Below are 26501 nucleotides of genomic sequence, written 5' to 3'. Positions count from 1 at the left end.
CGCCGCCGTCGGCGACGCCCCGTCCCTGCTCCGTGCCGTCGTGGAGCACGCGCCCGACGTCGCCGTCGTCGACGTGAGGATGCCGCCGGGCCACACCGACGACGGCCTGCGCGCCGCTGTCGAGGCCAGGCGCCTCCGGCCGGGCCTGGCGGTGGTGGTGCTCTCGCAGTACGTCGAGGCCTCCTACGCCGCGGACCTCCTCGGTGACGGGCGCGGCGGCGTGGCCTACCTGCTCAAGGACCGGGTGGCGGACCTCGACGCCCTCACGAGCGCGCTGGACGCCGTCGCCGCAGGTGGGACGTCCCTCGACCCAGAAGTGGTCGCGCAGCTGCTGGCGCGCCGGCGTCGTGACGACCCGCTGGCAGCGCTCACCCCCCGCGAGCGCGAGGTGCTCGCGCTGGTGGCCGAGGGCCGGTCGAACGCCGCCATCCGCGACGCCCTCGTGGTCTCCGAGGGGGCCGTGGAGAAGCACGTGGCGAGCATCTTCACCAAGCTCGGGCTGCCGCCGTCGCAGGCCGACCACCGACGGGTGCTGGCGGCCGTGGCCTACCTGCGGGCGACGGGGGCCTGACCCCCCGGCGGCGGGCGCCGCCGGGGGAGGCGGCGTCAGGGGCGTGCGGCCCGCAGGGCCTTGTCCAGCCCGGTGGCCGGGCGGCCGAGGAGCTCCTGCAGGTCGGCGGTGTCGACCTGCAGCGCGCCGCCGGCGGTGGCGACGTCGACGGCGACCAGGAAGCCGGCGGTGCCCTCGTCGAGCCCCGCGGCGACCAGGCCCTCGGACAGCTGCTCGGGGGTGACCTCGTGGTGCACCACCTCGCGGCCCAGGACGCGGGAGGAGGCGGCGGCCAGCTCGTCCAGCGTGAAGGACGGGCCGCCCAGCTCGTAGGTGCGCCCGGCGCTGGTCTCGTCCAGGAGGGCCGCGGCGGCTGCGGCGGCGAGGTCGGCCCGGGTGGCGGGGCTCACCGAGGCTCCGCGCGTGGCGCTGGCGATCGAGCCGGTGGCCTCCGCCTGGCCGAGCAGGCCGGCGTAGTTCTCCGTGTACCAGCCGTTGCGCAGCAGCGCGGTGGGGATGCCCGAGGCGGCGAGCAGGCGCTCGGTGGCGACGTGCTCGGGGGCGACCGGCAGGTCCGTGCTGTCGGCGCGCAGCACCGAGGTGTAGGCGATCCGGCCCACCCCGGCGGCGACGGCGGCGTCGATGACGGCCCCGTGCTGGCGCTCGCGCTGCCCGATGGCGCTGCCGGAGACGAGGAGCAGGGCGTCGACGCCGGCCAGGGCCGGCGCGAGGGTCTCCGGGCGGTCGTAGTCGAACTCGCGGACCACGACGCCTCGCTCGGCCAGGTCGGCGGCCCTGGCGGGGTTGCGGACCAGGGCGACGACGTCGCCCGGGGCGGTGCCGCGGCGCAGCAGCTCCTCCACGGCGTGGTGGCCGAACGGGCCGGTGGCTCCGGTGACGGCGTAGGTGGGCACAGCGTCCTCCTCGGGTGGATCTCTCGACTGCGCCTCCCATCATGCAGCACTAACCAAAGGTAAGTGCAAGCGGTTCCGCCGCGCAGTAGCATCGGCGCGTGAGCGCGACCACCGAGGACGACGACCAGGCCCTCGTCGTCGACGTCTTCGCCCGGGCCTGCCCCTCGCGCTCGCTCCTGGCCGACGTCACCGGGCGCTGGGGCACCCTGGCCGTGCTCGCCCTGGCCGACGGCACCGCGCGCTTCGGCGCGCTGCGGCGCCGCGTGGACGGCGTGAGCGAGAAGATGCTGTCGCAGACCCTCCAGGCGCTCGAGCGCGACGGCCTCGTGGCGCGCGAGGTGGTGACGAGCATCCCGCCGCACGTCGAGTACACGCTGACGCCGCTGGGCCAGCGCATCGCCGAGCGCCTCCGGGCCCTGGTCGAGGTCCTCGAGGACTCCGTGCCCGAGGTGCTGGCGGCGCGGGCCGGGCACGAGGGCCGGGCGGGCGCGGCGGTGCCCGCCCGTGGGAGGGTCGGCGCGTGAGGCTGATCCTCGTCCGCCACGGCCAGACCCCGTCCAACCTGGTCCACAAGCTCGACACGAAGACGCCCGGGCCCGGGCTGACGCCGCTGGGCGAGGAGCAGGCGCGCGCCCTGGTGGTCACCCTGCGGCACGAGCGCGTCGACGCCCTGTGGGCCTCCAGCGCGGCGAGGGCGCAGCTCACCGCCACGCCGCTGGCCCACGACCGCGGCCTGGCGGTCCAGGTGCACGACGGCCTGCGCGAGCTGGACGCCGGGGACCTCGAGGGCCGCACCGACGAGGAGTCGGTGCGCGAGTACCTGCGCGTGGCCTTCGCCTGGGCCGCCGGCGACCCGGGCGCGCACCTGCCCGGCGGCCCCACCGGGCACGAGGTGCTGGCCCGCATCGACGCCGGCGTCGGAGCCGCCGCCGCCTCGGTCGCCGCGGCCGGTGACGACGGCGCGGCCGTGGTGGTCAGCCACGGCGGCGCCATCCGGGCGTGGGTGGCGGCGCGCGCCGGCGTGGGCGCGGACTTCGCCGCGTCCAACCCCCTGCTCAACACGGGGGTCGTCGTGGTCGAGGGCGACCCGTGGCAGGGCTGGCGGACCGTCAGCTACGCGGGCGAGCCCTTCGGCGCCCCCACCGCGCCGGTGGAGGAGTCCGGTCCGGCGGCCGAGCCCGTGATGTGGTGAGGCCCTGACCAGCGGACCAGCGGACCAGCGGACCAGCGGACCAGCGGACCAGCGGACCAGCGGACCGCGTCAGGCGGCCTCGGTGCGCCCCGCGCGCCAGTAGCCCATCGCGGCCAGCGACGCCTTCGGCAGCCCGGCTGCCTTCACCAGGCGCCGCACGTCCCGGACCACGCCCGCCTCGCCGGCCACCCACGCGTAGAGGTCGCCGCTGCCCACGGCCTCGGGGACGTCCCAGAGCAGGTCGAGGTCCACGTCGTCGTCCTGCGCGTCCCGGCGGTCCAGGGCCACGGGCCGCTGGCCGGCGAGCAGGGAGGCCACGGCCCCCACCAGCAGGGAGCCGTGCGGAGCCTCGCCCAGCGGGCCGCGCCGCGGCAGCCAGCGCACCTGCGCGCCGCCGGAGGCGACCGGCTGCAGGGCGTCCTCGGGGCAGGGCACCTCGAGCAGGGCCACCGTGCGCAGCGCCGCCTCCGGCTCGAGCGCCTCCAGGACCGCGCAGACGGCCGGCACCGCGGTCTCGTCGCCGGCCAGCAGCAGGCGGCCACCGGGCGGGGGAGCCCACTCGCGGCCCCAGGCGCGCCCCTGGCCGGGGCGGTCCGGACCGACCACCACGAGGCGGTCGCCGGTGCGGGCGCCGGCCGCCCAGCGCGAGGCGGGACCGCTGCCGTGGCCCGGCGCGCTCCCGGTGCCGTGGAGGACGAAGTCGACGTCGACCTCGCCGCGCGACGGCCTCGCGGCGCGCACGGTGTAGGTGCGCAGCAGCGGCCGCGAGTCCTCGGGGGCCCGGAGCCAGTGCGGGTACCAGTCATCGCCCCAGCCGCGGCAGGTCTCCACCAGGTGCGCCGCGGTGGTCCCGGGGGCGGGCAGCACCACCTTGATCCGCTGGTCGGCGCCGCACGCCCCGAAGCCCACCAGGTCGTCGCCGCTGAAGGTGATGCGCACGAAGCTCGGGCAGAGCCGCTGCACGCGGCTGACCTCCACCGCGAAGGTCCGGTAGGCGGGGGCGTCCATGAAGGGCAGGCTAACCTCACCGGCTGCTCGAGGGCCAGGCCTGCTGCCCACCCCGTCCCCTGACATGATCGGGGCATGGTGAGCCCTGGAGCTGCTGAGCACCTCGAGCGCGAGTTCGCGGTCCTGCTGCGCCGAGCCCGCGGGATCTCCGGGCAGCTGGCGCGCGACCTGCACCCCGAGCTGGAGCCCGGCGCCTACGGGCTGCTGCTGCGCGTCCTCTCCTCCGACGGCGCCCGGGCGACGGACCTCGCCAGCTACCTGGGCATCGGCAAGCCCACCATCTCGCGGCAGCTGGCCACCCTGGAGCGCCTGGGCCTCATCGAGCGCTCGCGCGACGCCGACGACGCCCGCGCCCAGCTGGTCCGGCTCACGCCGTCGGGGCGCGAGCAGGTCGAGCGCGTGCAGGCCGTGCGCCGCGCGCACTTCCTCGAGCGCCTCTCCTCCTGGACCGAGGACGACGTCGAGCTGCTCGCCGGACTGCTCGGCCGCTTCAACGCGCTGCCCTCCCCCGCCGAGGACGCACCCGAGGTCGCGCCGACCGACTGAGGTCCCACCCGGCTGGCGCGCCCCGCGGCCGGACCGCCGCCCGGCGCCGCCTGAGCAGCACCTCCGCCCTGCTCGGACCCGCGCGCCACCGCTCAAGGCGGCACCGCGGACCGCCGATGCACCAGCGTGCACGGATGCAGCTCTGACAGCGGACGCCTGCCTGCGGCGGGCCCGGCCGCTCCTGCTGCGCAGCGCCGCGGGGGCCGCACCCGCGCGGCCCGCACCACCGGCGCCCTGCTCGTCGTCGGGCTCGCCCTGGGCCTGCAGCCCACCGGCTCCGGTCCCGCCGCCGCCGCTCCTCGAACCCCCAGCCAGGCCCAGGTCGACGCCGCCCGCGCAGCCGCCGGCGACAAGGCCGGGCAGGTCGCCGCCGTGCGGGCCCAGCTGGAGGCCGCGCAGGCCGCGCTGGAGGCCGCCCAGGTCCAGGCCGCCCTGGCCGCCGAGGCCTACGACGCCGCCGAGGCCGAGCTCGCCACCCGCACCACCGCCGCGCAGGCGGCTGGGGCGGAGGCCGCAGACGCCCGGGCGCGCGCCGGTGAGGCCCGAGCCGCCGTCGGCCGGCTGGCCGCCGGCAGCTACCGCAGCGGCGGTGGGCTGGACCGCGTCTCGGCCTTCATGTCGGCCGACGGCCCGCAGGACCTCCTGGACCGGGCGGCCCTGCTCGACGCCGTCTCCCAGAGCGCCGACCACGCCTACGAGCAGCTGCGCGCCGCCGAGTCGGTGGCCTCGCTGCTGCAGCAGCAGTCCGTCCGGGCCCTGGAGCAGCAGCAGGAGGCCGCGACCGCGGCCACCGAGGCCCGCGACGCCGCCAGCAGCGCCGCCGGCACCGCGACCGCCATGGTCGCCACCACCCAGCAGCGCAGCACCGAGCTGGTGGCCCAGCTCGCGCAGCTGCAGGGGATCAGCACCGCGCTGGCCGCCCAGCGCCAGGCCGGGCTGGCCGCGCAGGCCGCAGCCGCCGCCGACGCCGCGGCCCGCGCCGACCGCGCCCGTCGCCAGGCGTCCGCCGGACCCGCCGGCTCGTCGTCGTCGAGCTCGTCCGGCGGCTCGGGCTCCTCTGCTCCGTCGCGCTCGGGGGGCGGGTCGGGTGCGTCCGGCAGCGGCTCCTCGAGCGCGTCCGGGTCCTCCGGCAGCGGGTCCTCCGGCGGGTCTGCGCCGGTGCCCGCGGGCAGCTCCTCCGCCAGCTCCTCCCAGGCCGCCTCGGCGCTGGCCTGGGCGCGCACGCAGATCGGCGACCCCTACGAGTGGGGTGGCACCGGACCCGACAGCTGGGACTGCTCCGGCCTGACCGGCGCCGCCTACCGGGCGGCGGGCGTGTCCCTGCCGCGCACCTCCTCGCAGCAGTACCGGGCGGTCCGGAAGATCTCCTACGACGACCTGCGCCCGGGGGACCTGATCTTCTACGGCACGGACCCGGACGACCCCTCCACCGTCTACCACGTGGCGATCTACGCCGGCGGCGGGGAGATGGTCGAGGCGCCCCGCGCCGGGCTGGACGTGCGGGAGACCGGCGTGCGGTACGCGAGCTCCATGACCTGGGCCGGGAGGGTCTGAGCCCCCCCGGCCCGGGTCGGGCGGGTCCCGCCGGCGTGCGCCCGGCGGTGGTCAGCCCTGCTGCGGGGCGTCCGCCGCCGGGCCGTGCCCGACCTTGGCGCGCACGTCCGGGCGCTGGCCCGCGTCCGAGCCCGACGTCAGGTGGCCGTCGTGCTCGGCCAGGCGCTGCACGGAGTTCTGGATCTCGGCCTCGGCCTCGGCGCGGCCCACCCAGTGGGCTCCCTCGACGGACTTGCCGGGCTCGAGGTCCTTGTAGGTCTCGAAGAAGTGCTGGATCTCCAGGCGGTGGAACTCGCCGATGTCCTGCAGGTCCTGCAGGTGGTCCATGCGCGGGTCGCCCGCGGGGATGCACATGACCTTGTCGTCGCCGCCGGCCTCGTCGCGCATGTGGAACATGCCGATGGCGCGGCAGCGCACCACGCAGCCCGGGAACGTCGGCTCCTCCAGCAGCACCAGCGCGTCGAGCGGGTCGCCGTCCTCGCCGAGCGTGCCCTCGATGAACCCGTAGTCGGCCGGGTACCGCGTGGCCGTGAAGAGCATCCGGTCGAGCTTGATGCGACCCGTCGTGTGGTCGACCTCGTACTTGTTCCGCGACCCGCGCGGGATCTCGATCGTGACGTCGAACTCCACGGCGACCTCCAGGTCTGTCCTGCGCCCCCCGACACGGCGGCTGCCCCGGGCGGATCGGCCGCTCCGCGCGGCCCGCTGGGCCGTAGTGTCCCGCACGCAGGACAGGCGAGACGAGGAGCCCGTGGCAGGTCCACCCGAGCGCACCGCCGAGCCGGCGCCCCAGGACGACGACGCGCCCCGCGGGGCGGCCCCCGCGCCACCCGCCTCGACCGACCCGCGGCCTGTGCCGGTGCAGCGGCCCGCGCGCCGGCGGAGGCTGCTCGTCGGCGGGGCCGCCGCAGCCGTCGCGCTCCTGCTCGGCGGGTACGCGGTGGCCGACGCCGCCGACGCCGCCCCGGGGGTGCTGACCCTGGCCCCCGAGCCGACCGCGCCCGCACCGGCGGTCCCGCCGGGCGCCGCGGCCCGCCCCGCCCCGCCGGGGGCGCTGGCCGCGCTCGACCCGGCCGCGCCCCGGCCCGACCCCGCGGCCCTGGCCGCCGCGCTCGACCCCCTGCTGGCCGCCCCGGCGCTGCGCGGCAGCGCCACGGCCAGCGTCGTCGACGCCACCACCGGGCAGGTGCTGCTCGACTCCGGCGCCTCCCAGCCGCAGGTGCCCGCCTCCGTGGCGAAGGTGCTGACGGCCACGGCGGCCCTGCACGCGCTCGGCCCCGACGCCACGCTCCCCACGCGCGTGGTCGCGGGCGCCGCCCCCGGTCAGGTGGTGCTCGTCGGCGGCGGCGACCAGCTGCTCACCGCGGGCCGCGGGGACCCCGCCGCCACGGTGGGGCGGGCCGGCCTGGCCGACCTCGCCGACGCCGTCGCGGCGTCCCTGCGGGCGCAGGGGACCACGAGCGCCACCGTGGTGCTCGACGACTCCCTCACCGGCGGGTCCCCCCAGGTGGAGGCGGGCTGGGGCAGCGGTGACGTCGCGGCCGGCTACGTCGCACCGCTGACGTCGGTGGCCCTCGACGCCGGCCGGGCCACCCCGGCCAACTACGCCCCCCGCTCGCTGGACCCCGCCCTCGACGTCGCGCGGACGCTCGCCTCCCTGCTCGCGCAGCGCGGCGTGCGGGCCGACCCCGCCGCCGTCGTCCGCGGCGGCCCGGCGCCCGCCGCCAGCGCGGTGCTGGGGGAGGTCAGGTCGGCGCCGCTGGTGGACGTCGTGGCCGACGCGCTCGCGGAGAGCGACAACACCGTCGCGGAGGCGCTGGCGCGCCTGGTGGGCCAGGCCACCGGCCGCCCGCCCGGCTTCGCGGCCTCGGCGCAGGCGGTGCTGGAGCAGGCGCGGGCGGCGGGGGTGGACACAACCGGCGCGGTCCTCGTGGACGGCAGCGGTCTCGGCGCGGGCTCGCAGGTCCCGGCCGCCGTGTTCACCTCGGCGCTGAGCACCGCAGCCCGTCAGCCCGGCGCGGCGCCGCTGCTGGAGGCCATGCCCGTCGGCGGGCTCAGCGGCACGCTGGCCGAGCGCTTCGAGGGCGGCTCCACGGCCGCCGCCGGGCTCGTCCGCGCCAAGACCGGCTCCCTGACCGGGGTCAGCAGCCTGGTCGGCACGGTCGTCGACGCCGACGGGCGGCTGCTCGCCTTCGCCGTCCTCGCCGACGGCACCGGCGCGACCGCCCCCTCCCGGCAGGCGCTGGACGCCGTGGCGGCGGCGCTGGCCGGCTGCGGCTGCCGCACCGGCTGAGGCGCCCACCGGGCGCCCCACGGCCCTCCCCGGCCCGAGCGCCTACGGTGTGGGGGTGGCGGGCCCGGAGCAGCAGGACGACGGCCCCGACGACCGCCCCGACGACCGCCGGGACGACCGGCTCGTCGACTGGGACCTCGCCGCGCGCACCGCCACCCGCCTCGTGCGCCCCGGACCCCAGGTCAGCCCGTCCGAGGCCCGGCGCGTGGTGGACCTCGTCCGCGCCGCCGCCGCCGAGAGCCCGCCGCACGTGGCCCGCGTCAGCCAGCTCCTCGTGCCCGCCGGTCCGCCCGCCCGCGTGGTGGAGCGCGGGGCGTGGGCGCGCGCCAACGTCGCCTCCTTCGCCAGCCTGCTCTCGCCCGTGGTCGACGAGGCCCTCGACGAGCGCCGGGCGCGGGCGGCGCGCGGGTCCCTGCGCGGGCTGGGCGTCGCGCGCCGCGTCACCGGGGTCCAGCTGGGCTCGCTGCTGGCCCTGCTCAGCTCCCGGGTGCTGGGCCAGTACGACGCCCTCGGCGAGGGGCCCGGCACCGGTGACCTGCTCGTGGTGGCGCCCAACGTCCTGGCGGTGCAGCGCGAGCTGGGCCTGGACCTGCGCGACTTCGCGCGCTGGGTGTGCCTGCACGAGGAGACCCACCGGGTGCAGTTCGCCGCCGCCCCGTGGCTGGCCGACCACCTGCGCGGACGAGCCCGCGCGCTGTCGGGGGACGTGCTCCGCGGACCGGGCGCCGGGGCGGAGCGGGTGGCGCAGGCCCTCCGGGGCCTGCGCGGCGCCGTTGACGGCGTGCGCGGCTCCGGCAGCGGCTCCGGGGCGGGGCTGCTCGACCTGGCGACCACCGTCGAGCAGCGCCGGTCGCTGGCCGAGGTCACCGCCGTGATGGCGCTGCTGGAGGGCCACGCCGACGTGGTCATGGACGACGTCGGCCCCTCCGTCATCCCCACCGTCGCGACCATCCGCCGGAAGTTCACCGCCCGCCGCGGCTCCAGCCGGGGCCTGCTCGACACCCTCCTGCGCCACGGCCTGGGCCTGGAGGCCAAGCTGCGCCAGTACGCCGACGGCGCCCGCTTCGTCCGGGGCGTGGTGGCGCAGGTCGGCACGGGCGGGTTCAACGCCGTCTGGAGCTCCCCGGCGGCGCTGCCGCGCCCGGAGGAGGTGGCCGACCCGGCCGCCTGGGTGCGCCGCGTCCACGGCTGACGCCGTGCGCAGGCGACCGGTCGCAGGGGTGGCGGCGTGACGGGCCCGCACCCGGCGGTCGCCGCCGTCCGCTCCGCGGTCCGCACGGCGTGCGCCGACGTGCCCGCCGGTGCGCTGGTGCTCGTGGCCTGCAGCGGCGGCGCCGACTCCCTGGCCCTCGCCGCGGCGGCGGGCTGGCTCGCCGCTGAGGGAGGGCGGGGGCGGGCGCCCTGGCGCGCGGGGGCCGTGGTCGTCGACCACGGCCTCCAGCCCGGCTCCGCCGAGGCCGCCGCCGGGGCCGGGGCCGCGTGCGCCTCGCTCGGCCTCGACCCCGTCGTCGTCGTCGAGGTCGGCGTGCCCCGCGGCCACGACGGGCCGGAGGCCGCGGCGCGGGACGCCCGGCTGGGTGCGCTGGCGGACGTCGCGCAGCGCACCGGCGCAGCGGCCGTGCTGCTCGGGCACACCCTCGACGACCAGGCCGAGCAGGTGCTCCTGGGCCTGGCGCGCGGCTCGGGGGCGCGGTCGCTGGCGGGCATGCCGGCGCGGCGCGGCCCGCTGCGCCGCCCCCTGCTGGGAGTGCCGAGGACGACGACGCGCGCCGCCTGCGCGGCCCTCGGCCTGCGGCCCTGGGAGGACCCCACCAACGCCGACCCGGCCTTCACGCGCTCGCGGGTGCGTTCGCGGGTGCTGCCGGTGCTCGAGGCCGAGCTCGGCCCCGGCGCGGCGGCGGCGCTGGCGCGCACCGCCGACCAGCTGCGGGAGGACGCCGAGGTGCTCGAGCAGCTGGGGGCCGAGCTGCTCGAGCGCTGCCGCGGCGTCCCCGGGGACGGTCGTGACGCCGGTCCCGGCCTCCGTCCCGACGCCGTTCCAGACGTCGGGCTGGACGTCGGGCTGGACGTCGGGCTGGACGTCGTCGGGCTGTCCGCCGCGCCCGCCGCGCTGCGGCGGCGCGCCCTGCGCTCCGCGGCCCTGCAGGCCGGTGCCGCCGCCGGAGAGCTGGCGCGCGAGCACGTCCTCGCCCTCGACGCGCTCGTCGTGGCCTGGCGGGGCCAGGGGCCGGTGCAGCTGCCCGGCCGCGTGGTGGGGGAGCGGACCTGTGGCAGGCTGCGGTTCGCCCCGGCCCCACCCCCACCAGGAGGACACTGATGGACGCCCAGGACATGGGCCGCGACCTCGCGGACGTCCTCATCGGCGAGGACGACATCCGCGCGCGCCTGGGCGAGATCGCCGCTCAGGTCGACGCCGACTACACCGGACGGGACCTGCTGCTGGTCGGCGTGCTCAAGGGCGCCGTCATGGTCATGGCGGACTTCGCCCGCGCCCTGCACGGCCCGGCGGAGATGGACTGGATGGCGGTGTCCAGCTACGGCTCCGGCACCAAGTCCTCCGGCGTGGTGCGGATCCTCAAGGACCTCGACCGCGACGTGCTCGGCCGCGACGTGCTCATCGTCGAGGACATCATCGACTCCGGCCTGACCCTGTCCTGGCTGGTGGCGAACCTGCGCTCGCGCGGTGCGGCGTCGGTGGAGGTCATGGCGCTCCTGCGCAAGCCGGAGGCGGCCAAGGTGACCGTGGACGTGAAGTACGTCGGCTTCGACATCCCCAACGCCTTCGTCGTCGGCTACGGCCTCGACTTCGCCGAGCGCTACCGCAACCTGCGCGTGGTCGGCACCCTCGCGGAGCACGTCTACAGCTCCTGAGCGCCCCTGGACGCCGGCCGGGCGTCCGCTGAGGGCGAACGGGTGGAACACCGGGGGCGGCCTCGTCCGTTGGGCTGGTGGGACCCAGCGCTCGGTGCGGGGCTCCAGGTGCCTGCGGTGTACGGTCGGGCGCCGGTCAGCCAGAGCAGAGAGGACGGGCCACGGCCCTCACCCACGCATGAACGCCAAGCGCTTCTTCCGCGGGCCGACGGTCTGGATCGTCGGGGCCCTGCTGCTCCTGGTCCTCGCCAGCCAGCTCTTCACCGGCAACCGGACGACCACCATCGACACCCGCGTCGGGCTCGAGCAGCTCGCGCAGGGCAACGTCGCCTCCGCGAAGGTCATCGACGGCGACCAGCGGGTGGAGCTCACGCTCAAGCAGCCGCTCGACGGCTCCACCGACGTCCAGTTCGACTACGTCAGCGCCCGCGCCGGCGAGGTCGCCACGGCGGTCGCGAACGACACCACGGACTGGACCGACGAGGTGCCCAAGGGCTCCGTGCTCGGCTCGATCCTCATCACGGTCCTGCCGATCCTGCTGTTCCTCGTCCTGTTCTGGTTCCTCTTCGCCAACATGCAGGGCGGCGGCAGCCGCGTCATGCAGTTCGGCAAGTCGCGCGCCAAGCTCGTCTCCAAGGAGGCCCCCAAGGTCACCTTCGCCGACGTCGCGGGCGCCGAGGAGGCCGTCGAGGAGCTCCACGAGATCAAGGAGTTCCTCGCCGAGCCCGCCAAGTTCCAGGCGGTCGGCGCGAAGATCCCCAAGGGCGTGCTGCTCTACGGCCAGCCCGGCACCGGCAAGACCCTGCTGGCCCGCGCCGTCGCGGGTGAGGCGGGCGTGCCCTTCTACTCGATCTCCGGCTCCGACTTCGTGGAGATGTTCGTCGGCGTCGGCGCCTCGCGCGTCCGCGACCTGTTCGAGCAGGCCAAGAACAACGCCCCGGCGATCATCTTCGTGGACGAGATCGACGCCGTCGGCCGCCACCGCGGCGCCGGCATGGGCGGCGGCCACGACGAGCGCGAGCAGACGCTGAACCAGCTCCTGGTGGAGATGGACGGCTTCGACATCAAGACCAACGTCATCCTCATCGCGGCCACGAACCGGCCCGACATCCTCGACCCGGCGCTGCTGCGCCCGGGCCGCTTCGACCGGCAGATCGCCGTCGAGGCGCCCGACATGAACGGCCGCCACAAGATCCTCCAGGTGCACGCCAAGGGCAAGCCCGTCGCCCCGGACGTCGACCTGCTGGCCGTGGCCCGCCGCACCCCCGGGTTCTCCGGCGCCGACCTGGCGAACGTCCTCAACGAGGCCGCGCTGCTCACCGCGCGCACCAACGGCCAGGTCATCGGGGACCGCGAGCTCGACGAGGCGATCGACAGGGTCATCGCCGGTCCGCAGAAGCGGACCCGGCTGATGAACGAGAAGGAGAAGAAGATCACCGCGTACCACGAGGGCGGACACGCCCTGGTGGCGGCGGCGCTGCGGCACACCGACCCGGTGACCAAGGTGACGATCCTCCCGCGCGGCCGCGCGCTCGGCTACACGATGGTGCTGCCGGTGGACGACAAGTACTCCACCACCCGCAACGAGATCCTCGACCAGCTCGCCTACGCGCTGGGCGGTCGCGTCGCGGAGGAGCTGGTCTTCCACGACCCCACCACCGGTGCCAGCAACGACATCGAGAAGGCCACCGACATGGCCCGCAAGATGGTCACGCAGTACGGCATGAGCGAGCGCGTGGGCGCCATCAAGCTGGGCAGCGGCAGCGGCGAGGTCTTCATGGGCCGCGACATGGGCCACGAGCGCGACTACTCCGAGGGCGTCGCCGCCGTCGTCGACGAGGAGGTCCGCCGCCTCATCGAGAACGCGCACGACGAGGCCTGGGAGATCCTCATGGAGCACCGCCAGGTGCTCGACACCCTCGTGGTGCGCCTGCTGGAGGAGGAGACCCTCAACCGCGAGCAGCTGGCCGAGGTGTTCGCCCCCGTGCAGAAGCGCCCGCTGCGCCCGGTGTGGCTGTCCAGCGAGCGCCGCCACGTCGACCAGCGCCCGCCGGTGATGTCCCCCAAGGAGATCGCCGCCGCGCAGAACGGGCACGCGCACCACATGGCTCCCCAGGACGAGGCCGCCGCGGCCGGCGAGGACCACCTCGCCGGCGGCGTCCGCGGACCCGAGGGCTTCCGCTCCGACCCCGGCCCCCAGGCCTGACCGTGGCGGCGCCCGCCCCCGGCGCCGCCAGCGGCGCCGGCACGGAGGTCACCGCCGCCCCGGTCGACCTCGAGCGGGCTCGCGCCGCGGTGCGCGAGCTGCTCCTGGCCATCGGCGAGGACCCCGACCGCGAGGGCCTGCAGGCCACGCCCGACCGGGTCGCGCGGGCCTGCGCGGAGCTCTTCGCCGGGCTCCGGCAGGACCCGGCCGAGGTGCTGGCCACCTCGTTCGACATCGGCCACGACGAGATCGTCGCCGTCCGCGACATCCCGGTCTCCTCCGTCTGCGAGCACCACCTGCTGCCCTTCACCGGGGTCGCGCACGTCGCCTACGTGCCGAGCGCCGACGGGCGCATCACGGGGCTGTCCAAGCTGGCCCGCCTCGTCGACGTGTACGCGCGCCGCCCCCAGGTGCAGGAGCGGCTCACCACCCAGGTGGCGGACGCCCTGGTGGAGCACCTGCACGCCCGCGGCGTCCTCGTCGTCGTCGACTGCGAGCACCTGTGCATGTCGGTGCGCGGCGTGCGGGCCCCCGGCGCCCGGACCACCACGTCCGCGGTGCGCGGCGGAATGCGCGACGCCACCACCCGCGCGGAGGCGCTGAGCCTGGTGCTGGGCCGGTGAGCAGCCGGTGAGGGCCAGGACGCTGGTGTGGGGCGTGGTCAACGCCACCCCCGACTCCTTCAGCGACGGCGGTCGGCACCTGCAGGCGCCCGCGGCGGTCGAGCACGGCCTCGCGCTGGTCGCGCAGGGCGCCGACGTCGTCGACGTGGGCGGGGAGTCGACCCGCCCGGGCGCCACCCGGCCCACCGAGGCCGAGGAGCTCGCCCGCGTCCTGCCCGTCGTCGCGGCGCTGGCCGAGCGGGGCGTGGTCGTCAGCATCGACACCATGCGCGCCGGGGTCGCCGCGGCGGCCCTGGAGGCCGGCGCCACGATCGTCAACGACGTCTCCGGCGGCCTGGCGGACCCGGAGGTGGCGGCCCTGGTGGCCGCGTCCGGCGCCACCTGCGTGGTCGGCCACTGGCGCGGCCACTCCGCCGGCATGAACGACCTCGCCGTGTACGACGACGTCGTCGCCGAGGTCCGCGCCGAGCTGGGGGCCCGCCTGGCCGCCTTCGAGGCCGCCGGTGCCCGGCCCGAGCAGCTGGTCGCCGACCCCGGGCTGGGCTTCGCCAAGCGGGCCGAGCACGACTGGGCCCTCCTGGCGGCGCTGCCGGAGCTGGTCGGCTCGTGGGGCCGCGTGCTCGTCGGGGCCTCCCGCAAGCGCTTCCTCGGCGCCCTGCTCGCCGAGGCGGGAGGCCGCGCCGGAGGCCCGTCGTCGCCACCCCCTCCGGAGCAGCGCGACGACGCCACCGCCGCCGTGACGGCGCTGGCCGCCGCCGCGGGCGCGTGGGGCGTGCGGGTGCACGCCGTGCGGGCCAGCGCCGACGCCGTGCGCGTGGCCGCCCGCTGGGCGGAGGCCGCGGCGTGACCGCGTCCGGAGGGGGTCTGCTCACCACCGCCCTGTCCGGCGACGTGGTCTCCCTGCGCGGGCTGCGGGCGCGCGGCCGCCACGGGGTCCTCGACGCCGAGCGGCAGCTGGGGCAGGTCTTCACCGCCGACGTCGACCTCCAGGTCGACACGCTCACCGCCGCGGTGACCGACGACCTGTCCGACGCCGTGGACTACTCGGTGGTCGCCGCGGACGTCGTGGCCGTGCTCGCCGGTGAGCCCGTGCAGCTCGTGGAGGTCCTGGCGAGCCGGGTGGCCGGCGCGTGCCTGGCGCACCCCGGGGTGCGCGCCGTCGCCGTCGCCGTCCACAAGCCGCAGGCCCCCGTCCAGGTGCCCTTCGACGACGTCGTCATCACCGTCGTCCGCCGCCGCGGGGACCTGATCGACGCCGTCCCGGCCCGGCCGTTCGACGCGGTGGTGGCCCTGGGCGCCAACCTCGGGGAGCGCGAGGCCGTGCTGTCCGCCGCCGTGCGGGACCTCGCCGCCGTCCCCGGCCTGGAGGTGGTGGGCGTGTCCGGCGTCGTCGAGACCACCGCCGTGGGCCTGCCCGGCGCGGAGCCCCAGCCGGACTACCTCAACGCCGTGGTCCGGCTGCGGTGCGCGCTGTCCCCGCGGGACCTGCTGCGCGCCTGCCGCGCCGTCGAGGCCGCCCACGGGCGCGACGCCGGCGTGCGCTCGCAGGAGCCGCGGTGGGGCGCGCGCACCCTCGACGTCGACGTCCTCACCTGCGGGGCCCTGGTGGCCGCCGACGACGCCCCTGCGGAGCGGGGGAGCCCGGCGCTGCAGGTGCCGCACCCGCGCGCCGGCGTCCGCGCCTTCGTGCTGGTGCCCTGGGCCCGCCTCGCCCCTGACGACCTGCTGCCGGGGGCCGGCCGGGTGGCGGACGTCCTCGCCGACCTCGCCACCGCCGACCCCGCCGCGGTGGCCGACGTGCGCAGCCGGCCCGACGTCGTGCTGGCGCCGTCGTCGGTCCTGCCGGGCGGCGCGACCGGGGGCCGCGCGTGAGCCCGCTGCGCACCCGGGTGCTGCTCGTCGTCGCGGTGGTGGCCGGCGTGGTCACCTGGGTGGCGCTGGACCTGGTCGACGGCACCGGCGCGGCCGTGCCGATGCCGTGGACGGTGCCGGTGCTCCTCGTCGTCCTCGCGCTCGCCGTGCTGTCCGTCGGCAGGCCGGTGCGGCGCTGGAACCAGGGCCACCGCGACCGCCCGCTCGACGCGCTGCGCGCTGCGCGCACCGTGGTGGTGGCGCAGGCCGCCGGCGTCACCGGTGCGGCGCTGGCCGGGGCCTACGGGGGCTTCGTCGCGCTGCTGCTGCCGATGCTGGACATCGAGGTGCGCCGCGACCGGATGCTGCTCGCGCTCGCGGCGATGGCCGGGTCCCTGCTGCTGCTCGTGGCCGGTGTGGTGGTCGAGCGGTGGTGCCGCCTGCCCCCCGACGACGACGCCGCCGGCGGCCGGCCGGGCCAGGCCGGACGGCGGGGCGGCGGTCAGACCGGGACGTCGTCCCGCGAGCTCGGCGAGGGCGAGGTGCGCCGCAGCGCGGAGTACACCCCGTCGGGCGTCAGCACCCCGACGTAGCGGTCGCCGTCGAGCACGGGCAGCCACCCGGCGTCGTGCTGGACGATCTCGGACAGGCCCTTGCGGAGCGTGTCGCCCACGCTGATGGTCTCGTCGAACCGGCGGGCGACCTGGGCCGCGGTGGTGCCGGGCGCGGCGTCGTCGAGGTGGCGCAGCGACACCCAGCCCCGCAGCGCGCCGGACCTGTCGAGCACCACGGCGTACGGCTCGCGGGCGCCGTCCACGGCCGCGCGGACGGTGGCGAGGTCGTCGTCGAGGAGCACCGTGGCGGGGTGGGACAGGTCCTGCGCCTCCACGGGCGTGACGGCGAGGCGGCGCAGGCCCCGGTCCGAGCCGGCGAAGTCGGCCACGAAGTCGTTGGCGGGAGCGCCGAGCACGGTGGCGGGGTCGGCGAACTGCTCGAGCTTGCCGCCCTGGCTGAACACGGCGATCCGGTCCGCCAGGCGGACGGCCTCGTCGATGTCGTGGGTGACGATGAGGACCGTCTTGTGCAGCTCGGCCTGGATGCGGCGGAACTCGCCCTGCAGGCGGTCGCGGGCGATGGGGTCGACCGCGCCGAACGGCTCGTCCATGAGCAGCACCGGCGGGTCGGCCGCCAGGCCGCGGGCCACGCCGATCCGCTGCTGCTGGCCGCCGGACAGCTCGTGCGGGTACCGGTCGGCGTACTGGGAGGCGGGCAGGCCCACCAGCTCGAGCATCTCCTCGACGCGGGCGGCGGTCCGCCTCCGGTCCCACCCCAGCAGCTGGGGGACCGTGGCGATGTTGGCCGCCACCGTCAGGTGGGGGAACAGGCCGACGCGCTGGATGACGTAGCCGATCTGCCGGCGCAGCTTCACCGGGTCGACGCGGGTGACGTCCTGCCCGCCGATCTCGATGCGGCCCGCGGTGGGCTCGATGAGGCGGTTGACCATCCGCAGCGTGGTCGACTTGCCGCAGCCGCTCGGGCCGACGAGGGCCACCATCTCGCCGGCCTCGACGGCCAGGTCGAGGTGCCCGACGGCGAGGGTGCCGTCCGGGTAGCGCTTCTCGACGCCGTCGAGCCGGATGGTGCTGCCGGGGGTAGCGTCCCCGCCGTGTCCCTGATCGCGGCTGGTGTCCACAGCGCGACCCTCCCCGACAACTGCCTGGTGCGCAACGACTGGGTCTGCCCGCTGTACGTCGAGACCCGTTCGGACGTGCTGCTGCAGGCCCTGGGGCAGCACCTGTACCTCGTGCTGGTGTCCCTCCTCGCCGGTGCTGTGCTCGCGGTGCCGCTGGCGGTCCTCGCGCACCGGGTGAAGCGGGCGCGGGGCCTCACCCTCGGCGTCACCACCGTGATCTACACGATCCCGTCGCTGGCGCTGTTCATCCTCCTGCTGCCCATGACGGGGCTGACCTCGACGACGGTGGTCGTCGCGCTGGCCCTCTACTCGCTGACGATCCTCGTGCGCAACATCCTCGTGGGCCTGGACGGGGTCGACCCGGAGGTGCGCGACGCCGCGGCGGGCATGGGGCTGTCGTCCTGGCGGACGCTGTGGCGCGTGGAGGCGCCGCTGGCGCTGCCCTCGGCGATGGCGGGGCTGCGGGTGGCCGCGGTCTCCACGGTGGCGCTGGCCACCGTGGGGGCGATCATCGGCCAGGGCGGGCTGGGCAACCTCATCACCACGGGTTACTCCTCCAACTTCAACGCGCAGGTGCTCACCGCGTCGCTGCTGTGCGTGGTCATGGCGGTGGTCTTCGACCTGCTCCTGCTGGGCGCGCAGCGCCTGGCCACGCCCTGGCGCAGGGGCCGGAGCTGATGGAGGGCCGGAGCTGATGGGAGGGATGCGCTGATGGACTGGCTCACCGGGATCCCGGCGTGGTTCGCCGACCCCGCGAACTGGCGCGGCGAGGCGGGCGTCCCGACCCTGTTCCTCCAGCACCTCGGCTACTCGGCCGCGTCCCTCGGGCTGGCGTGCCTGGTGGCGCTGCCGGTGGGCGTCTGGCTGGGCCACACCGGGCGCGGGGGGGTGCTGGCGCAGCAGGTCGGCAACGCCGGCCGCGCCGTCCCCGTGCTCGCCCTGCTCGGCATCCTCCTGCTCGTGCCCGGCTTCGGCCGCACCTGGTGGACCCTCGTGCTCTGCTTCACGCTCTTCGCCGTCCCGCCCGTGCTCACCAACGCGTTCACGGGCATGCGCGAGGTCGACCGCGGCGCCGTCGACGCCGCCCGGGGCATGGGCATGTCCGACGTCGAGGTGCTGCGGCGCGTGGAGCTGCCGCTGGCCACCCCCATGATCATGAACGGCGTGCGCCAGGCGGCGGTCCAGGTGGTCGCCACCACGTCCATCGCCGCGCTGTTCGCCTTCGGGGGGCTGGGCCGCATCATCACGCGGGCCACGGGCAGCGCGGGGATCGACCTGTCGGCGGCGCTCGCCGGCACGCTGCTCATCGCCGCGTTCGCGCTGGCGGTCGAGTACGGGCTGGCGTGGGCGGGGCGCCGGGCCGACCCCGTGGCGAAGGCGCACCGGGCTGCGCGGCAGCGGTCCGGACGGGTGGACCGGGACTCCGTTACGACATCGTGACCACCCCTGGGAGCGCACTGCGCTCCGGCATGGGGTTGCATTCCGAGCGGACCGCGCGTGCAGCACCGCGCGGACTGCGGGGGCCGGTGGGGGTGGGGCGCAGCGCGCTGCAGCCGCCACCGAGCAGGCTTCCGCCCGACACGCGCGGCTCCGCCCGAGCCGCGGGACACAGAAGGCGGTCCGCGTGACCTCGTTCCTCCGGCGCTCCCGCGCCTCCCTGCTCCTCGTCGGCGCCGCCAGCGCCGTGCTCGCCCTCAGCTCGTGCGCGGCCGACAGCGTGCAGTCCGGCACCGCCGCCAGCTCGGAGGCGACCTCCTCCGGCGGCTCCGGCGAGACGGTCGTCGTGGGCGGCCCCAACTTCACCGAGGCCGCCGTCATGGAGGCCATGTACTCCCTGCTGCTCCAGGACGCCGGCTTCACCACGGAGATCAAGGCGGTCGACAACCGCGAGGTGTACTTCGGCGAGCTGGCCTCCGGCTCGATCGACGTCGTGCCGGAGTACGCCGCGACCCTCGCCGAGTACCTGAACCAGCAGAAGAACGGCGCCGGCGCCGCCCCCATCGCCACCAACGACGTCACCACCACGGTCGAGGCCGCGAAGCCGCTGGCCGAGGAGCAGGGCGTCACGCTGCTGGACCCGGCCCAGGCCGCCAGCCAGAACGCGTTCGCCGTGACGCAGGAGTACGCGACCGACAACAACCTCAAGACCCTGTCCGACCTGGGCGCCCTCGGGCAGCCCGTGGTGCTGGCCGCCACGGAGGAGTGCCCGCAGCGCCCGTTCTGCCAGCCGGGCCTCGAGAGCACGTACGGCCTGCAGATCAGCTCGCTGCTGCCGCTGGGCTACGGGTCGCCGGCCACCAAGCAGGCGGTGCAGAACGGCGAGGCGCAGCTCGGCCTGGTCGGCTCCACCGACGGCACGCTGAGCCAGTTCGGCCTCGTGGTGCTGCAGGACGACAAGAAGCTGCAGCTGGCCGACAACCTCGTCCCCGCGGTGAACACCGCCTCGGCGAGCGACCCGAAGATCGCTGAGGCGCTCAACAAGCTGGCGCCGGTGCTGACCACGGCCGACCTCACCGCCCTCAACGGCCAGGTCGACGGGGAGCGCCTCCTGCCCGAGGACGTCGCGAAGGCGTACCTGCAGGACAAGGGCCTCATCAAGGGCTGACCCGCCCAGCGGGCCCCCACCTCCCGCTCGTCGACCAGCACGGGGCGCCCCGTGCTGGTCAGGACCGGTGCGGACCACCCCGGTCGTGCTGCGTCACGGGAGCCAGCAGGCGACGCGCCCGACCGCGTGGCGGATGTGACTTATGTGATTCAAGAGACGTGTGGCGTGTCGTGAGCCTTGCGGGGCGCGCGAGGCCTATGTTTCACACATGGCCTCCACCGCCCGCCACCGCGCTTCCACCGCCCCCCTGACCTGGGCCGCGCGCAGCCTCGTCACCGCCACCACGGTCCCCGTGGGCGCTCTTGCCGGCTGCGTCGTCGCCGCCGTCGCCGCCACCGCGCAGAACCCCGGCCTCGGGGTCGTCGGCCTCGCCGCCGCCGGCGTCCCGCTGACGCTGTCCGGCCTGCGCGCCCGCCACCGCGCCCGCCGCGGCCGGGTCCGCGGCCGCCACGTCGCGGGGCTCGAGCAGGTCTGGCCGACGACCGCCTCAGCCGACGAGGTGCTCGAGCCGACCGCCGTCCGGCTCGACCCGGCCGTCGACGTCGAGGCCCCGTCCCCGGCCGCCTTCCGCGCGCTGGAGCTGGTCCCGGTCGCTCCCGCGGCCGTCGAGGCGCCGACCGCCGCCGGCGCCGCGGACGTCGTCGAGGTGGTGCGGGCCGCCGAGCGCGAGGAGGCCACCGTGCTGCACCTGCCCCAGATCATCCCGTCCCAGCGCGCCGAGCCCGCCCTCGAGCGCGACGCCGAGGCGGCCGCCCACGCCGCGGCGCCGGTCGTCCGCGCCGAGGTGGTCGTGCACGTGGCAGCCGCCACGGGCGAGGTCGCCGTGCACGTCGGCCCGCCCGCCTCGGAGGTCGCCCCCGAGCAGCGCGCCCTCGAGATCGCGCAGCTGAAGCGCCTGTGGGCCGTGGGCACCGGTCCCGACACGGGCTCCCTGCGCGCCGCGGCACCGGCTGCCTGAGCCGGACGGGAACCCGCCTGGCGCCCGCGGGGCGCGCAGGGGGACGCTGAGGCCGTGAGCACCCCGTTCGACCTGCCCGGCGTGGAGTGGACCCCGGTGTCCGACCGCCTGGTCCTGGCGCGGCGCCTGGTGGCGTCGGTGGGCGCGGCGGTCGGTCTGGCCGTCGTCGTCGTGGGGGCGGTCCTGCTCTGGAGCCCGTGGTGGGTGGTGGCCGGGGCGGTGCTCCTGGCGCTGGACGGCTGGCAGTGGTGGCTCGCCGGCCGCCAGGTCCGGGCCATCGGGTACGCCGAGCGCGAGGACGACCTGCTCGTGCGCCGCGGCATCCTGTTCCGCTCGCTGGCGGTGGTGCCCTACGGGCGGATGCAGTACGTCGACGTCTCCGCGGGACCGCTCGAGCGCTGGCTCGGCATCGCCACGGTCCAGCTGCACACGGCGTCCGCCAGCAGCGACGCGACCATCCCGGGCCTGCGTCCGGAGGAGGCCGCGAGGCTGCGCGACAGGCTCTCCCGCCGCGGCGAGGCGCGGCTGGCGGGCCTGTGAGCGACGGTCCCGCCGAGCGCCCCGCGCCGGCGCCGGCGGACCCGGCGCAGCACACCGGGGCCTCGCCGGTGGAGGCGGCGCCCTCCGGGCCGGTCGAGGACCGGGCCGGAGGGCAGCCGCCCGGGGAGGGCCAGCCGCAGGGCCAGCGGTGGGAGCGCCTGCACCCGGTGACCCCGGTGCTGCGCAGCTGGCGCGTGCTCGTGGTGCTGCTCTTCCTCTACGCGCAGGAGCGCGGGCGCAGCGCGGTGGACGGGCGCGACCTGCCGGGCCACGTGGAGCTGCTCATCGCCCTCGCGGCCCTGGTGGGCTGCGTGGTGGTGGCCGTGGCCGCCTCGGCGCTGTCGTGGCGCGCCACCCGCTTCACGGTCGACGACGAGGCCGTCCGCCTGCACAGCGGGGTCGTCGCCAAGCGCCAGCGGGTGGCGCGCCTGGACCGGCTGCAGGCGGTGGACGTGGTGCAGCCGCTGGTGGCGCGGCTGCTCGGGTTCGCCGAGCTGCGCGTCGAGGTGGCGGGGGGTGCGGGCTCGCAGGTCAAGCTGGCCTACCTCAGGGAGCACGACGCCCAGCGCCTGCGCAACCTGCTCCTGGCGCGCTCGGCCGGCCTGGCCTTCGAGGGCGACGCCGCTCCGGAGGCGCCCGAGCAGCAGGTGCTCGAGGTGCCGTTCGGGCGGGTGGCGGCCTCGGTGGCGCTGTCGGGGGCCGCGGTCGCGCTCGTCGTCGTCCTCCTGGGCGTGGTGGTGGGGGCGGTGACCACGCGGGAGGCGGGCCTGCTCTTCGCCGCCGCGGCGCCCCTGCTCGGCCTGGCCGGCAGCGTCTGGACGGCGCTGGCGAAGAGCGCCAACTGGCGCATCGCCACCTCCCCCGACGGCCTGCGGCTGCGCTCGGGGCTGCTGGAGAGCCGCACCCAGACCGTCCCGCCGGGTCGCGTGCAGGCCGTGCGGCTGACGCAGCCGCTGCTGTGGCGCCTGTTCGGGTGGTGGCGGGTGCAGGTCAACGTGGCGGGCTTCGCGGGGGAGGGCCAGGAGAGCGCGTCCGCGAGCACGCTGGTGCCGGTGGCCTCGGCGGCCGAGGTGCGCACGGTGCTGGCGCTGGTGCTGCCCGCGATCCACGACGACCTCGGCGGGGACGGCATCGACGCGGGCCTGCGCGGCACCTCCGCCGACGGCGGCTGGCTGGTCGCCCCGCCCGCCGCGCGCTGGGTGGACCTCGTCTCCTGGCGCCGCCGCGGCGCGCTGGTCACCCAGCACGCCCTGCTGCTGCGGCGCGGCCGCCTGCGGCGCGAGCTCGACGTGGTGCCCCACGAGCGCACGCAGTCGCTGGCCGTGGAGCAGGGGCCGCTGCAGCGCCGCCTGGGCCTCGCCACCCTGGCGCTGCACTCCACGCCCGGACCGGTGCGGCCCCGCGCCGAGCACCTGTCCGCCGGCCAGGCGGTGGCCCTGCTCGAGGAGCAGGCCGGGCGCGCCCGCACCGCCCGCGCAGCGGCGGGACCGGAGCGGTGGATGGAGCAGGCCGGCTGAGCCTCAGTCGCGGCGCAGCACCACGGCGACGTCCGTCACCGCGAAGAGGAACTGCCCCGCGGCGGCCAGCGAGCGCAGCTCCTCCATCCACCCCGAGGCCCGGGCGGCCAGCACGGGGTCGTCCTGGGAGGCGGCCAGCACGCCGGTGGCCACCTTCCACGCGAGGGACCCGTCGTCGAAGCGGCGGTGGGGGTCCGCCCAGGAGGTGGCCGCCTCCACGGTCCAGCCGGCTCCCCGCCGGGCGGCGGTCGCGGCGAGGGCCAGCAGCTTGCGGCCCATGAAGCCGTCGGAGCGGCCGGGCCCGGGCGCCGCGGCCGTGAACCTGTCCACGAGGGTGCGGGTCAGCTGGTCGTCGGTGCTGGTGAACAGCGCGGTGTCCCAGTCGGAGTGGGCCAGGACGCACAGCCCGCCGGGGCGCAGCACCCGGTGGACCTCCGCGAGGTGCGCCACCGGGTCGCCCAGGTGCTCGGCCGTGTTGAGGGAGACCACGCGGTCCAGCTCGCCGTCGCGCCACGGCAGGGGCCCGTCGAGGTCGGTGATGCGGCTGCGCACGCGCGCGTCGGCGAGCAGGTCGTCGTCCAGGGCGGACACGTGGTCGAGGGCGTGCACCAGGCGCGGGGCGTGCCCGCCGGGCGGCGGGTCCAGCAGCGCCCTCACGGTGCGCCCGCTGCCGCACCCCACGTCGGCCACGACGAGGCCCTCGACGTCCAGCCGCGCCAGCTCGGCCACGCGCTCGTGCCGTCCCACGCGGGCGACCCTAGCCGCCGCCCGGGACCCCGGACGGACGCAGGCGGCCGGGCCCGGCCGCTGCGCCGCACGTACGCTCCCCGGGTGCTGGACGACGACGACGCAGGTCGCCGGGCCCGCCGCCGCCCCGCCCCGGGGCGCCTGGGCGTCGGCGTGGTGGGCGCCGGCCGGGTCGGCGCCGTCATGGGCGCCGCCCTGCGCGCCGCGGGGCACGCCGTGGTGGGGGCGTCGGCCGTCTCCGAGGCCAGCCTCGAGCGCGTCGCCACCCTGCTGCCCGGGGTGCCCGTGCTCCCCGTGCCCGAGGTGGTGGAGCGGGCAGAGCTGGTGCTGCTCGCCGTCCCGGACGACGCCCTGGCCGACCTCGTCGCCGGCCTCGCGGCCACCGGCAGCTGGCAGGCGGGGCAGCTGGTGGTGCACACCAGCGGCCGCCACGGCACCGCGGTCCTGGAACCGGCGCGCGCCGCCGGCGGCATCCCGCTGGCGCTGCACCCCGCCATGACGTTCACCGGCACCAGCCTCGACCTGGTCCGGCTGGCGGACGCCGTCATCGGGGTGACGGCGCCGGCGCCCGTGCTGCCGGTGGCGCAGGCGCTGGTGGTGGAGGTCGGCGCGGAGCCGGTGGTGGTGGACGAGGCCGACCGCGCGCTCTACCACGCGGCGCTCTCGCACGGCAGCAACCACCTCGTGACGCTGGTCGCGCAGGCCGCGGAGGTGCTGCGCGCCGCCGGCCTCGACCGCCCCGACCGCGTGCTCGGGCCGCTGCTGCAGGCGGCGCTCGACGGTGCCCTGCGCTCCGGCGACGACGCGCTGACCGGCCCGGTGGCGCGCGGCGACGCCGGCACCCTGACCGCGCACCGCGCCGTGCTGGCGCAGGCGGCCGCCGACGGGCTCGTGGGGCCCGACGTCCCCGCCGCCCACCTCGCCCTGGCGCGGGCCACGGCGGCCCGGGCCCGCGCCGGCGGGCGGCTCACCGGCCTGCCCGCCGACGACGTCGACAGCGCCCTGCAGAGCGGAGACCCCTCGTGACCAGCACCTCCACCCCGGCGAGCGCCGCGGCTCCGGCGACGGCGCCGGCGGCCCCGGGTGCGCGCACCCCGCGGCTGGTGCGCACGCGCGCCGAGCTGGCGGCCGTGCGCGCCGGCCTGCCCGGGCCCGTCGCCGTCGTCATGACCATGGGGGCCCTGCACGCCGGGCACGCGGCCCTCGTGGAGGCCGCCCGCGAGCGGGCGGCCAGCGTCGTCGTCACGATTTTCCTCAACCCGCTGCAGTTCGAGGCCGGCGCCGACCTCGCGCGCTACCCGCGCACCCTCGACGCCGACCTGGAGCTGTTGGGCCGGGTGGGCGCGGACGTCGTCTTCGCGCCCTCCCCCGACGTCGTCTACCCCGACGGCGACCCGGCGGTCCGGGTCTCCTCCGGCGCGCTCGGGTCGGTGCTGGAGGGCGCCTCGCGCCCGGGCCACTTCGACGGCGTGCTGACCGTCGTCGCGAAGCTCCTCCACCTGGTGCGCCCCGACGTCGCCCTCTTCGGCCAGAAGGACGCCCAGCAGCTGCTGCTGGTGCGCCGCATGGTCCGCGACCTCGACCTCGGCGTGGAGGTGGTGGCCGTCCCCACCGTGCGCGACGGGGACGGCCTGGCGCTGTCCAGCCGCAACGCGCACCTGTCCCCGCTGGACCGGGAGGTCGCCCTGGTGCTGTCGCGCGCGCTGCGCGCGGGGGAGGCGGCGGCGCCGGAGGGGGCCAGCGCGGTCCGCCGCGCCGCGCGCGACGTGCTGGTGGCCGAGCCGCTGGCCCGCGTCGACTACCTGGCCCTGGTCGACCCGGACACCCTCGCCGACGTGCCCGAGCACTTCCGCGGACCGGCGCTGCTGGCCGTGGCGGCCAAGGTCGGACCCACCCGGCTCATCGACAACCTCCCGCTCGTGGTGGGCGCCGCCCGCTGACGCCCGCGCCCGGTCAGGGGAGCCGGTAGCGGAAGCAGTGGCAGACCTGCGGCAGCAGCACCGAGCCGTCGGGACCGGCCGCCCCCTCGGCGAGCTCGCGCACCCGCGCCAGCAGGCCCTCACGCCGGCGGCTCACGGCGAGCCCCGAGTAGGTCGAGGCCAGCGCGACGACGTCGTCGACGGAGGCCAGCCGCTGCACGGCCGGGAACGACGCGCGCTCCCGCTGCGCGCCCCGCAGCGGGACCCGCGGCCACCAGTCCGCGTCGGCGAGGTCGCGGGCGTGCGCGCCCGGCGCGGCCTCGTCGGCGCCGGTGGCCTCCCCGACGCCCTCGCCGCCGAACAGGGCCTCCAGCTCCGCGGCCCAGCCGACCGACGCGTCGCGCACCACCCACGCCAGCCCCAGCACCCCGCCGGGGCGGAGCACCCGGGCCACCTCGGCCGCGGCGGCCGCGGGGCGCAGCCAGTGCCACGCCTGGCCGACCACCACGGCGTCGACCGAGGCGTCCGGCAGCGGCACGTGCTCCGCGGTGCCCGCCACGGCCCGCACCTGCGCCCGCGGCGACTCGGCCAGCCAGTGGCGCAGCACCGAGAGCATGCCGTCGCTGGGGTCCACGGCCACCACGCGGTGACCGCGCCGGGCGAGCGCGCGGGACACCTTGCCGGTGCCGGCCGCCAGGTCGAGGACGTCGAGGGGACCCCCGGGCGAGCCCGTGAGCCAGTGGACGGCGTCGTCGGGGTGGTCGGGGCGCAGCCGGTCGTAGCGCTCGGCGTCGACCAGGGTGCCGAAGGAGGTGCGCCGCTCCTCGTCGTCGGCCTGGGGGGCGTCGTCAGCCGGGGGTGCGCCGTCGGGGTGGAGGTCCGCCACCACCCGATCCCAGCACGCCCGGGGCCGC

27 protein-coding genes and 1 pseudogene are annotated in these 26501 nt (G+C 77.3%); 22 read left to right on the top strand and 6 right to left on the bottom strand.

All coding sequences use genetic code 11. The features are described 5' to 3' along the window. Positions 1 to 571, top strand: a 571-nt coding sequence (locus FHN55_RS02185) for a response regulator transcription factor (protein ID WP_139710292.1), incomplete at its 5' end; no start/stop codon positions are given. A gap of 35 nt (positions 572 to 606) precedes the next feature. Here the strand turns inward: FHN55_RS02185 and FHN55_RS02180 are convergent. Continuing rightward, a complete protein-coding gene (locus tag FHN55_RS02180) occupies positions 607 to 1464 on the bottom strand; it encodes an SDR family oxidoreductase (protein WP_139710290.1) in 858 nt (285 codons plus the stop codon). A gap of 98 nt (positions 1465 to 1562) precedes the next feature. Here FHN55_RS02180 and FHN55_RS02175 point away from each other — a divergent pair, with 98 nt between their 5' ends. Next, entirely contained in the window at positions 1563 to 1988 is a 426-nt protein-coding gene (locus FHN55_RS02175) for a helix-turn-helix domain-containing protein (RefSeq protein ID WP_139710288.1), read from the top strand. Then, positions 1985 to 2656 (top strand): histidine phosphatase family protein, encoded by a 672-nt coding sequence (locus tag FHN55_RS02170; RefSeq protein ID WP_139710286.1) that lies wholly within the window; start codon positions 1985 to 1987, stop codon positions 2654 to 2656. The genes FHN55_RS02175 and FHN55_RS02170 overlap by 4 nt, the downstream gene beginning before the upstream one ends. A 69-nt stretch (positions 2657 to 2725) precedes the next feature. Here the strand turns inward: FHN55_RS02170 and FHN55_RS02165 are convergent, their stop codons facing one another. Next, positions 2726 to 3664, bottom strand: coding sequence for a siderophore-interacting protein (locus FHN55_RS02165; RefSeq protein WP_139710284.1), 939 nt, complete (start codon positions 3662 to 3664; stop codon positions 2726 to 2728). 75 nt (positions 3665 to 3739) lie between these two features. On the opposite strand from FHN55_RS02165, the gene FHN55_RS02160 reads away from it, so the two are divergent. Next, a complete protein-coding gene (locus tag FHN55_RS02160) occupies positions 3740 to 4210 on the top strand; it encodes a MarR family winged helix-turn-helix transcriptional regulator (RefSeq protein ID WP_139710282.1) in 471 nt (156 codons plus the stop codon). 126 nt (positions 4211 to 4336) lie between these two features. Further along, complete coding sequence (locus FHN55_RS02155) at positions 4337 to 5764, top strand: C40 family peptidase (protein ID WP_139710280.1); 1428 nt, start codon at positions 4337 to 4339, stop codon at positions 5762 to 5764. Positions 5765 to 5905: 141 nt separating this feature from the next. Here the strand turns inward: FHN55_RS02155 and FHN55_RS02150 are convergent. Continuing rightward, positions 5906 to 6394, bottom strand: a pseudogene (locus tag FHN55_RS02150) (inorganic diphosphatase); the annotation flags it as partial. 121 nt (positions 6395 to 6515) lie between these two features. Between FHN55_RS02150 and dacB the strand changes: the two are divergent. The 9 genes from dacB to FHN55_RS02105 all read left to right on the top strand — a co-directional run bounded on the left by dacB (position 6516) and on the right by FHN55_RS02105 (position 16201). Next, positions 6516 to 8057, top strand: coding sequence for a D-alanyl-D-alanine carboxypeptidase/D-alanyl-D-alanine-endopeptidase (gene dacB, locus FHN55_RS02145; RefSeq protein ID WP_218974259.1), 1542 nt, complete (start codon positions 6516 to 6518; stop codon positions 8055 to 8057). 55 nt (positions 8058 to 8112) lie between these two features. Further along, entirely contained in the window at positions 8113 to 9249 is a 1137-nt protein-coding gene (locus FHN55_RS02140) for a zinc-dependent metalloprotease (RefSeq protein WP_139710274.1), read from the top strand. Between the two features lie 36 nt (positions 9250 to 9285). Continuing rightward, complete coding sequence (gene tilS, locus FHN55_RS02135) at positions 9286 to 10374, top strand: tRNA lysidine(34) synthetase TilS (protein WP_139710272.1); 1089 nt, start codon at positions 9286 to 9288, stop codon at positions 10372 to 10374. Then, complete coding sequence (gene hpt / locus FHN55_RS02130; RefSeq protein WP_139710270.1) at positions 10374 to 10928, top strand: hypoxanthine phosphoribosyltransferase; 555 nt, start codon at positions 10374 to 10376, stop codon at positions 10926 to 10928. The genes tilS and hpt overlap by 1 nt, the downstream gene beginning before the upstream one ends. Before the next feature lie 178 nt (positions 10929 to 11106). Continuing rightward, complete coding sequence (gene ftsH / locus FHN55_RS02125) at positions 11107 to 13134, top strand: ATP-dependent zinc metalloprotease FtsH (RefSeq protein ID WP_139710268.1); 2028 nt, start codon at positions 11107 to 11109, stop codon at positions 13132 to 13134. A gap of 2 nt (positions 13135 to 13136) precedes the next feature. Further along, positions 13137 to 13757 carry a GTP cyclohydrolase I FolE gene (gene folE, locus FHN55_RS02120; RefSeq protein ID WP_139710266.1) on the top strand — a complete coding sequence of 207 codons (621 nt, stop codon included), beginning with the start codon at positions 13137 to 13139 and terminating at the stop codon, positions 13755 to 13757. A 7-nt stretch (positions 13758 to 13764) separates the two neighbouring features. Then, a complete protein-coding gene (folP, locus tag FHN55_RS02115) occupies positions 13765 to 14604 on the top strand; it encodes a dihydropteroate synthase (RefSeq protein WP_139710264.1) in 840 nt (279 codons plus the stop codon). After that, positions 14601 to 15629: a 2-amino-4-hydroxy-6-hydroxymethyldihydropteridine diphosphokinase gene (gene folK / locus FHN55_RS24215; RefSeq protein ID WP_139710262.1), complete on the top strand. Its 1029-nt coding sequence runs from the start codon at positions 14601 to 14603 to the stop codon at positions 15627 to 15629. The genes folP and folK overlap by 4 nt, the downstream gene beginning before the upstream one ends. Further along, entirely contained in the window at positions 15626 to 16201 is a 576-nt protein-coding gene (locus FHN55_RS02105; RefSeq protein WP_139710260.1) for a DUF3180 domain-containing protein, read from the top strand. Before folK ends, FHN55_RS02105 begins: the two co-directional genes overlap by 4 nt. Here FHN55_RS02105 and FHN55_RS02100 read toward each other — a convergent pair. Next, a complete protein-coding gene (locus FHN55_RS02100; RefSeq protein WP_139710258.1) occupies positions 16111 to 17301 on the bottom strand; it encodes an ABC transporter ATP-binding protein in 1191 nt (396 codons plus the stop codon). The two genes, FHN55_RS02105 and FHN55_RS02100, sit on opposite strands and share 91 nt — an antisense overlap. Here FHN55_RS02100 and FHN55_RS02095 point away from each other — a divergent pair. The 6 genes from FHN55_RS02095 (at position 17275) to FHN55_RS02070 (ending at position 22921) form a co-directional block, all read left to right on the top strand. Next, a complete protein-coding gene (locus FHN55_RS02095; RefSeq protein WP_257570625.1) occupies positions 17275 to 17979 on the top strand; it encodes an ABC transporter permease in 705 nt (234 codons plus the stop codon). The genes FHN55_RS02100 and FHN55_RS02095 overlap by 27 nt on opposite strands. Positions 17980 to 18012: 33 nt before the next feature. Continuing rightward, positions 18013 to 18741 (top strand): ABC transporter permease, encoded by a 729-nt coding sequence (locus tag FHN55_RS02090; protein ID WP_139710256.1) that lies wholly within the window; start codon positions 18013 to 18015, stop codon positions 18739 to 18741. A 184-nt stretch (positions 18742 to 18925) separates the two neighbouring features. After that, on the top strand, positions 18926 to 19906 hold the full coding sequence (locus FHN55_RS02085; protein ID WP_139710255.1) for an ABC transporter substrate-binding protein: 981 nt from the start codon (positions 18926 to 18928) through the stop codon (positions 19904 to 19906). A 208-nt stretch (positions 19907 to 20114) separates the two neighbouring features. Then, positions 20115 to 20864: a hypothetical protein gene (locus FHN55_RS02080; protein WP_139710253.1), complete on the top strand. Its 750-nt coding sequence runs from the start codon at positions 20115 to 20117 to the stop codon at positions 20862 to 20864. A gap of 54 nt (positions 20865 to 20918) precedes the next feature. Then, entirely contained in the window at positions 20919 to 21404 is a 486-nt protein-coding gene (locus FHN55_RS02075) for a PH domain-containing protein (protein ID WP_139710251.1), read from the top strand. Continuing rightward, on the top strand, positions 21401 to 22921 hold the full coding sequence (locus FHN55_RS02070) for a PH domain-containing protein (RefSeq protein ID WP_218974258.1): 1521 nt from the start codon (positions 21401 to 21403) through the stop codon (positions 22919 to 22921). The genes FHN55_RS02075 and FHN55_RS02070 overlap by 4 nt, the downstream gene beginning before the upstream one ends. Before the next feature lie 3 nt (positions 22922 to 22924). Here the strand turns inward: FHN55_RS02070 and FHN55_RS02065 are convergent, their stop codons facing one another. Further along, positions 22925 to 23668 (bottom strand): methyltransferase domain-containing protein, encoded by a 744-nt coding sequence (locus tag FHN55_RS02065; protein WP_139710249.1) that lies wholly within the window; start codon positions 23666 to 23668, stop codon positions 22925 to 22927. A gap of 84 nt (positions 23669 to 23752) precedes the next feature. On the opposite strand from FHN55_RS02065, the gene FHN55_RS02060 reads away from it, so the two are divergent. Further along, positions 23753 to 24694, top strand: a complete 942-nt coding sequence (locus FHN55_RS02060; protein ID WP_257570624.1) for a Rossmann-like and DUF2520 domain-containing protein — start codon at positions 23753 to 23755, stop codon at positions 24692 to 24694. A 74-nt stretch (positions 24695 to 24768) separates the two neighbouring features. Then, positions 24769 to 25608 (top strand): pantoate--beta-alanine ligase, encoded by an 840-nt coding sequence (gene panC, locus FHN55_RS02055; protein WP_218974266.1) that lies wholly within the window; start codon positions 24769 to 24771, stop codon positions 25606 to 25608. Between the two features lie 13 nt (positions 25609 to 25621). On the opposite strand, the gene FHN55_RS02050 is transcribed toward panC, so the two are convergent. Next, the gene (locus FHN55_RS02050) at positions 25622 to 26473 is read right to left on the bottom strand and encodes a class I SAM-dependent methyltransferase (protein ID WP_180357576.1); all 852 of its coding nucleotides are present in this window, start codon (positions 26471 to 26473) and stop codon (positions 25622 to 25624) included. Positions 26474 to 26501: the final 28 nt, after the last annotated feature.

Source organism: Streptomyces sp. NP160, from assembly GCF_006335115.1.
Taxonomy (GTDB): domain Bacteria; phylum Actinomycetota; class Actinomycetes; order Actinomycetales; family Quadrisphaeraceae; genus Quadrisphaera.
This window is presented reverse-complemented; position numbering and strand designations above follow the sequence as displayed.

Excerpts from the sequence above, each read along its gene's own strand:
- FHN55_RS02165 (WP_139710284.1), bottom strand. The coding sequence starts at position 3,664 with ATGGACGCCCCCGCCTACCGGACCTTCGCGGTGGAGGTCAGCCGCGTG.
- FHN55_RS02160 (WP_139710282.1), top strand. The coding sequence starts at position 3,740 with ATGGTGAGCCCTGGAGCTGCTGAGCACCTCGAGCGCGAGTTCGCGGTC.
- hpt (WP_139710270.1), top strand. The coding sequence starts at position 10,374 with ATGGACGCCCAGGACATGGGCCGCGACCTCGCGGACGTCCTCATCGGC.
- ftsH (WP_139710268.1), top strand. The coding sequence starts at position 11,107 with ATGAACGCCAAGCGCTTCTTCCGCGGGCCGACGGTCTGGATCGTCGGG.
- FHN55_RS02090 (WP_139710256.1), top strand. The coding sequence starts at position 18,013 with ATGGACTGGCTCACCGGGATCCCGGCGTGGTTCGCCGACCCCGCGAAC.
- FHN55_RS02080 (WP_139710253.1), top strand. The coding sequence starts at position 20,115 with ATGGCCTCCACCGCCCGCCACCGCGCTTCCACCGCCCCCCTGACCTGG.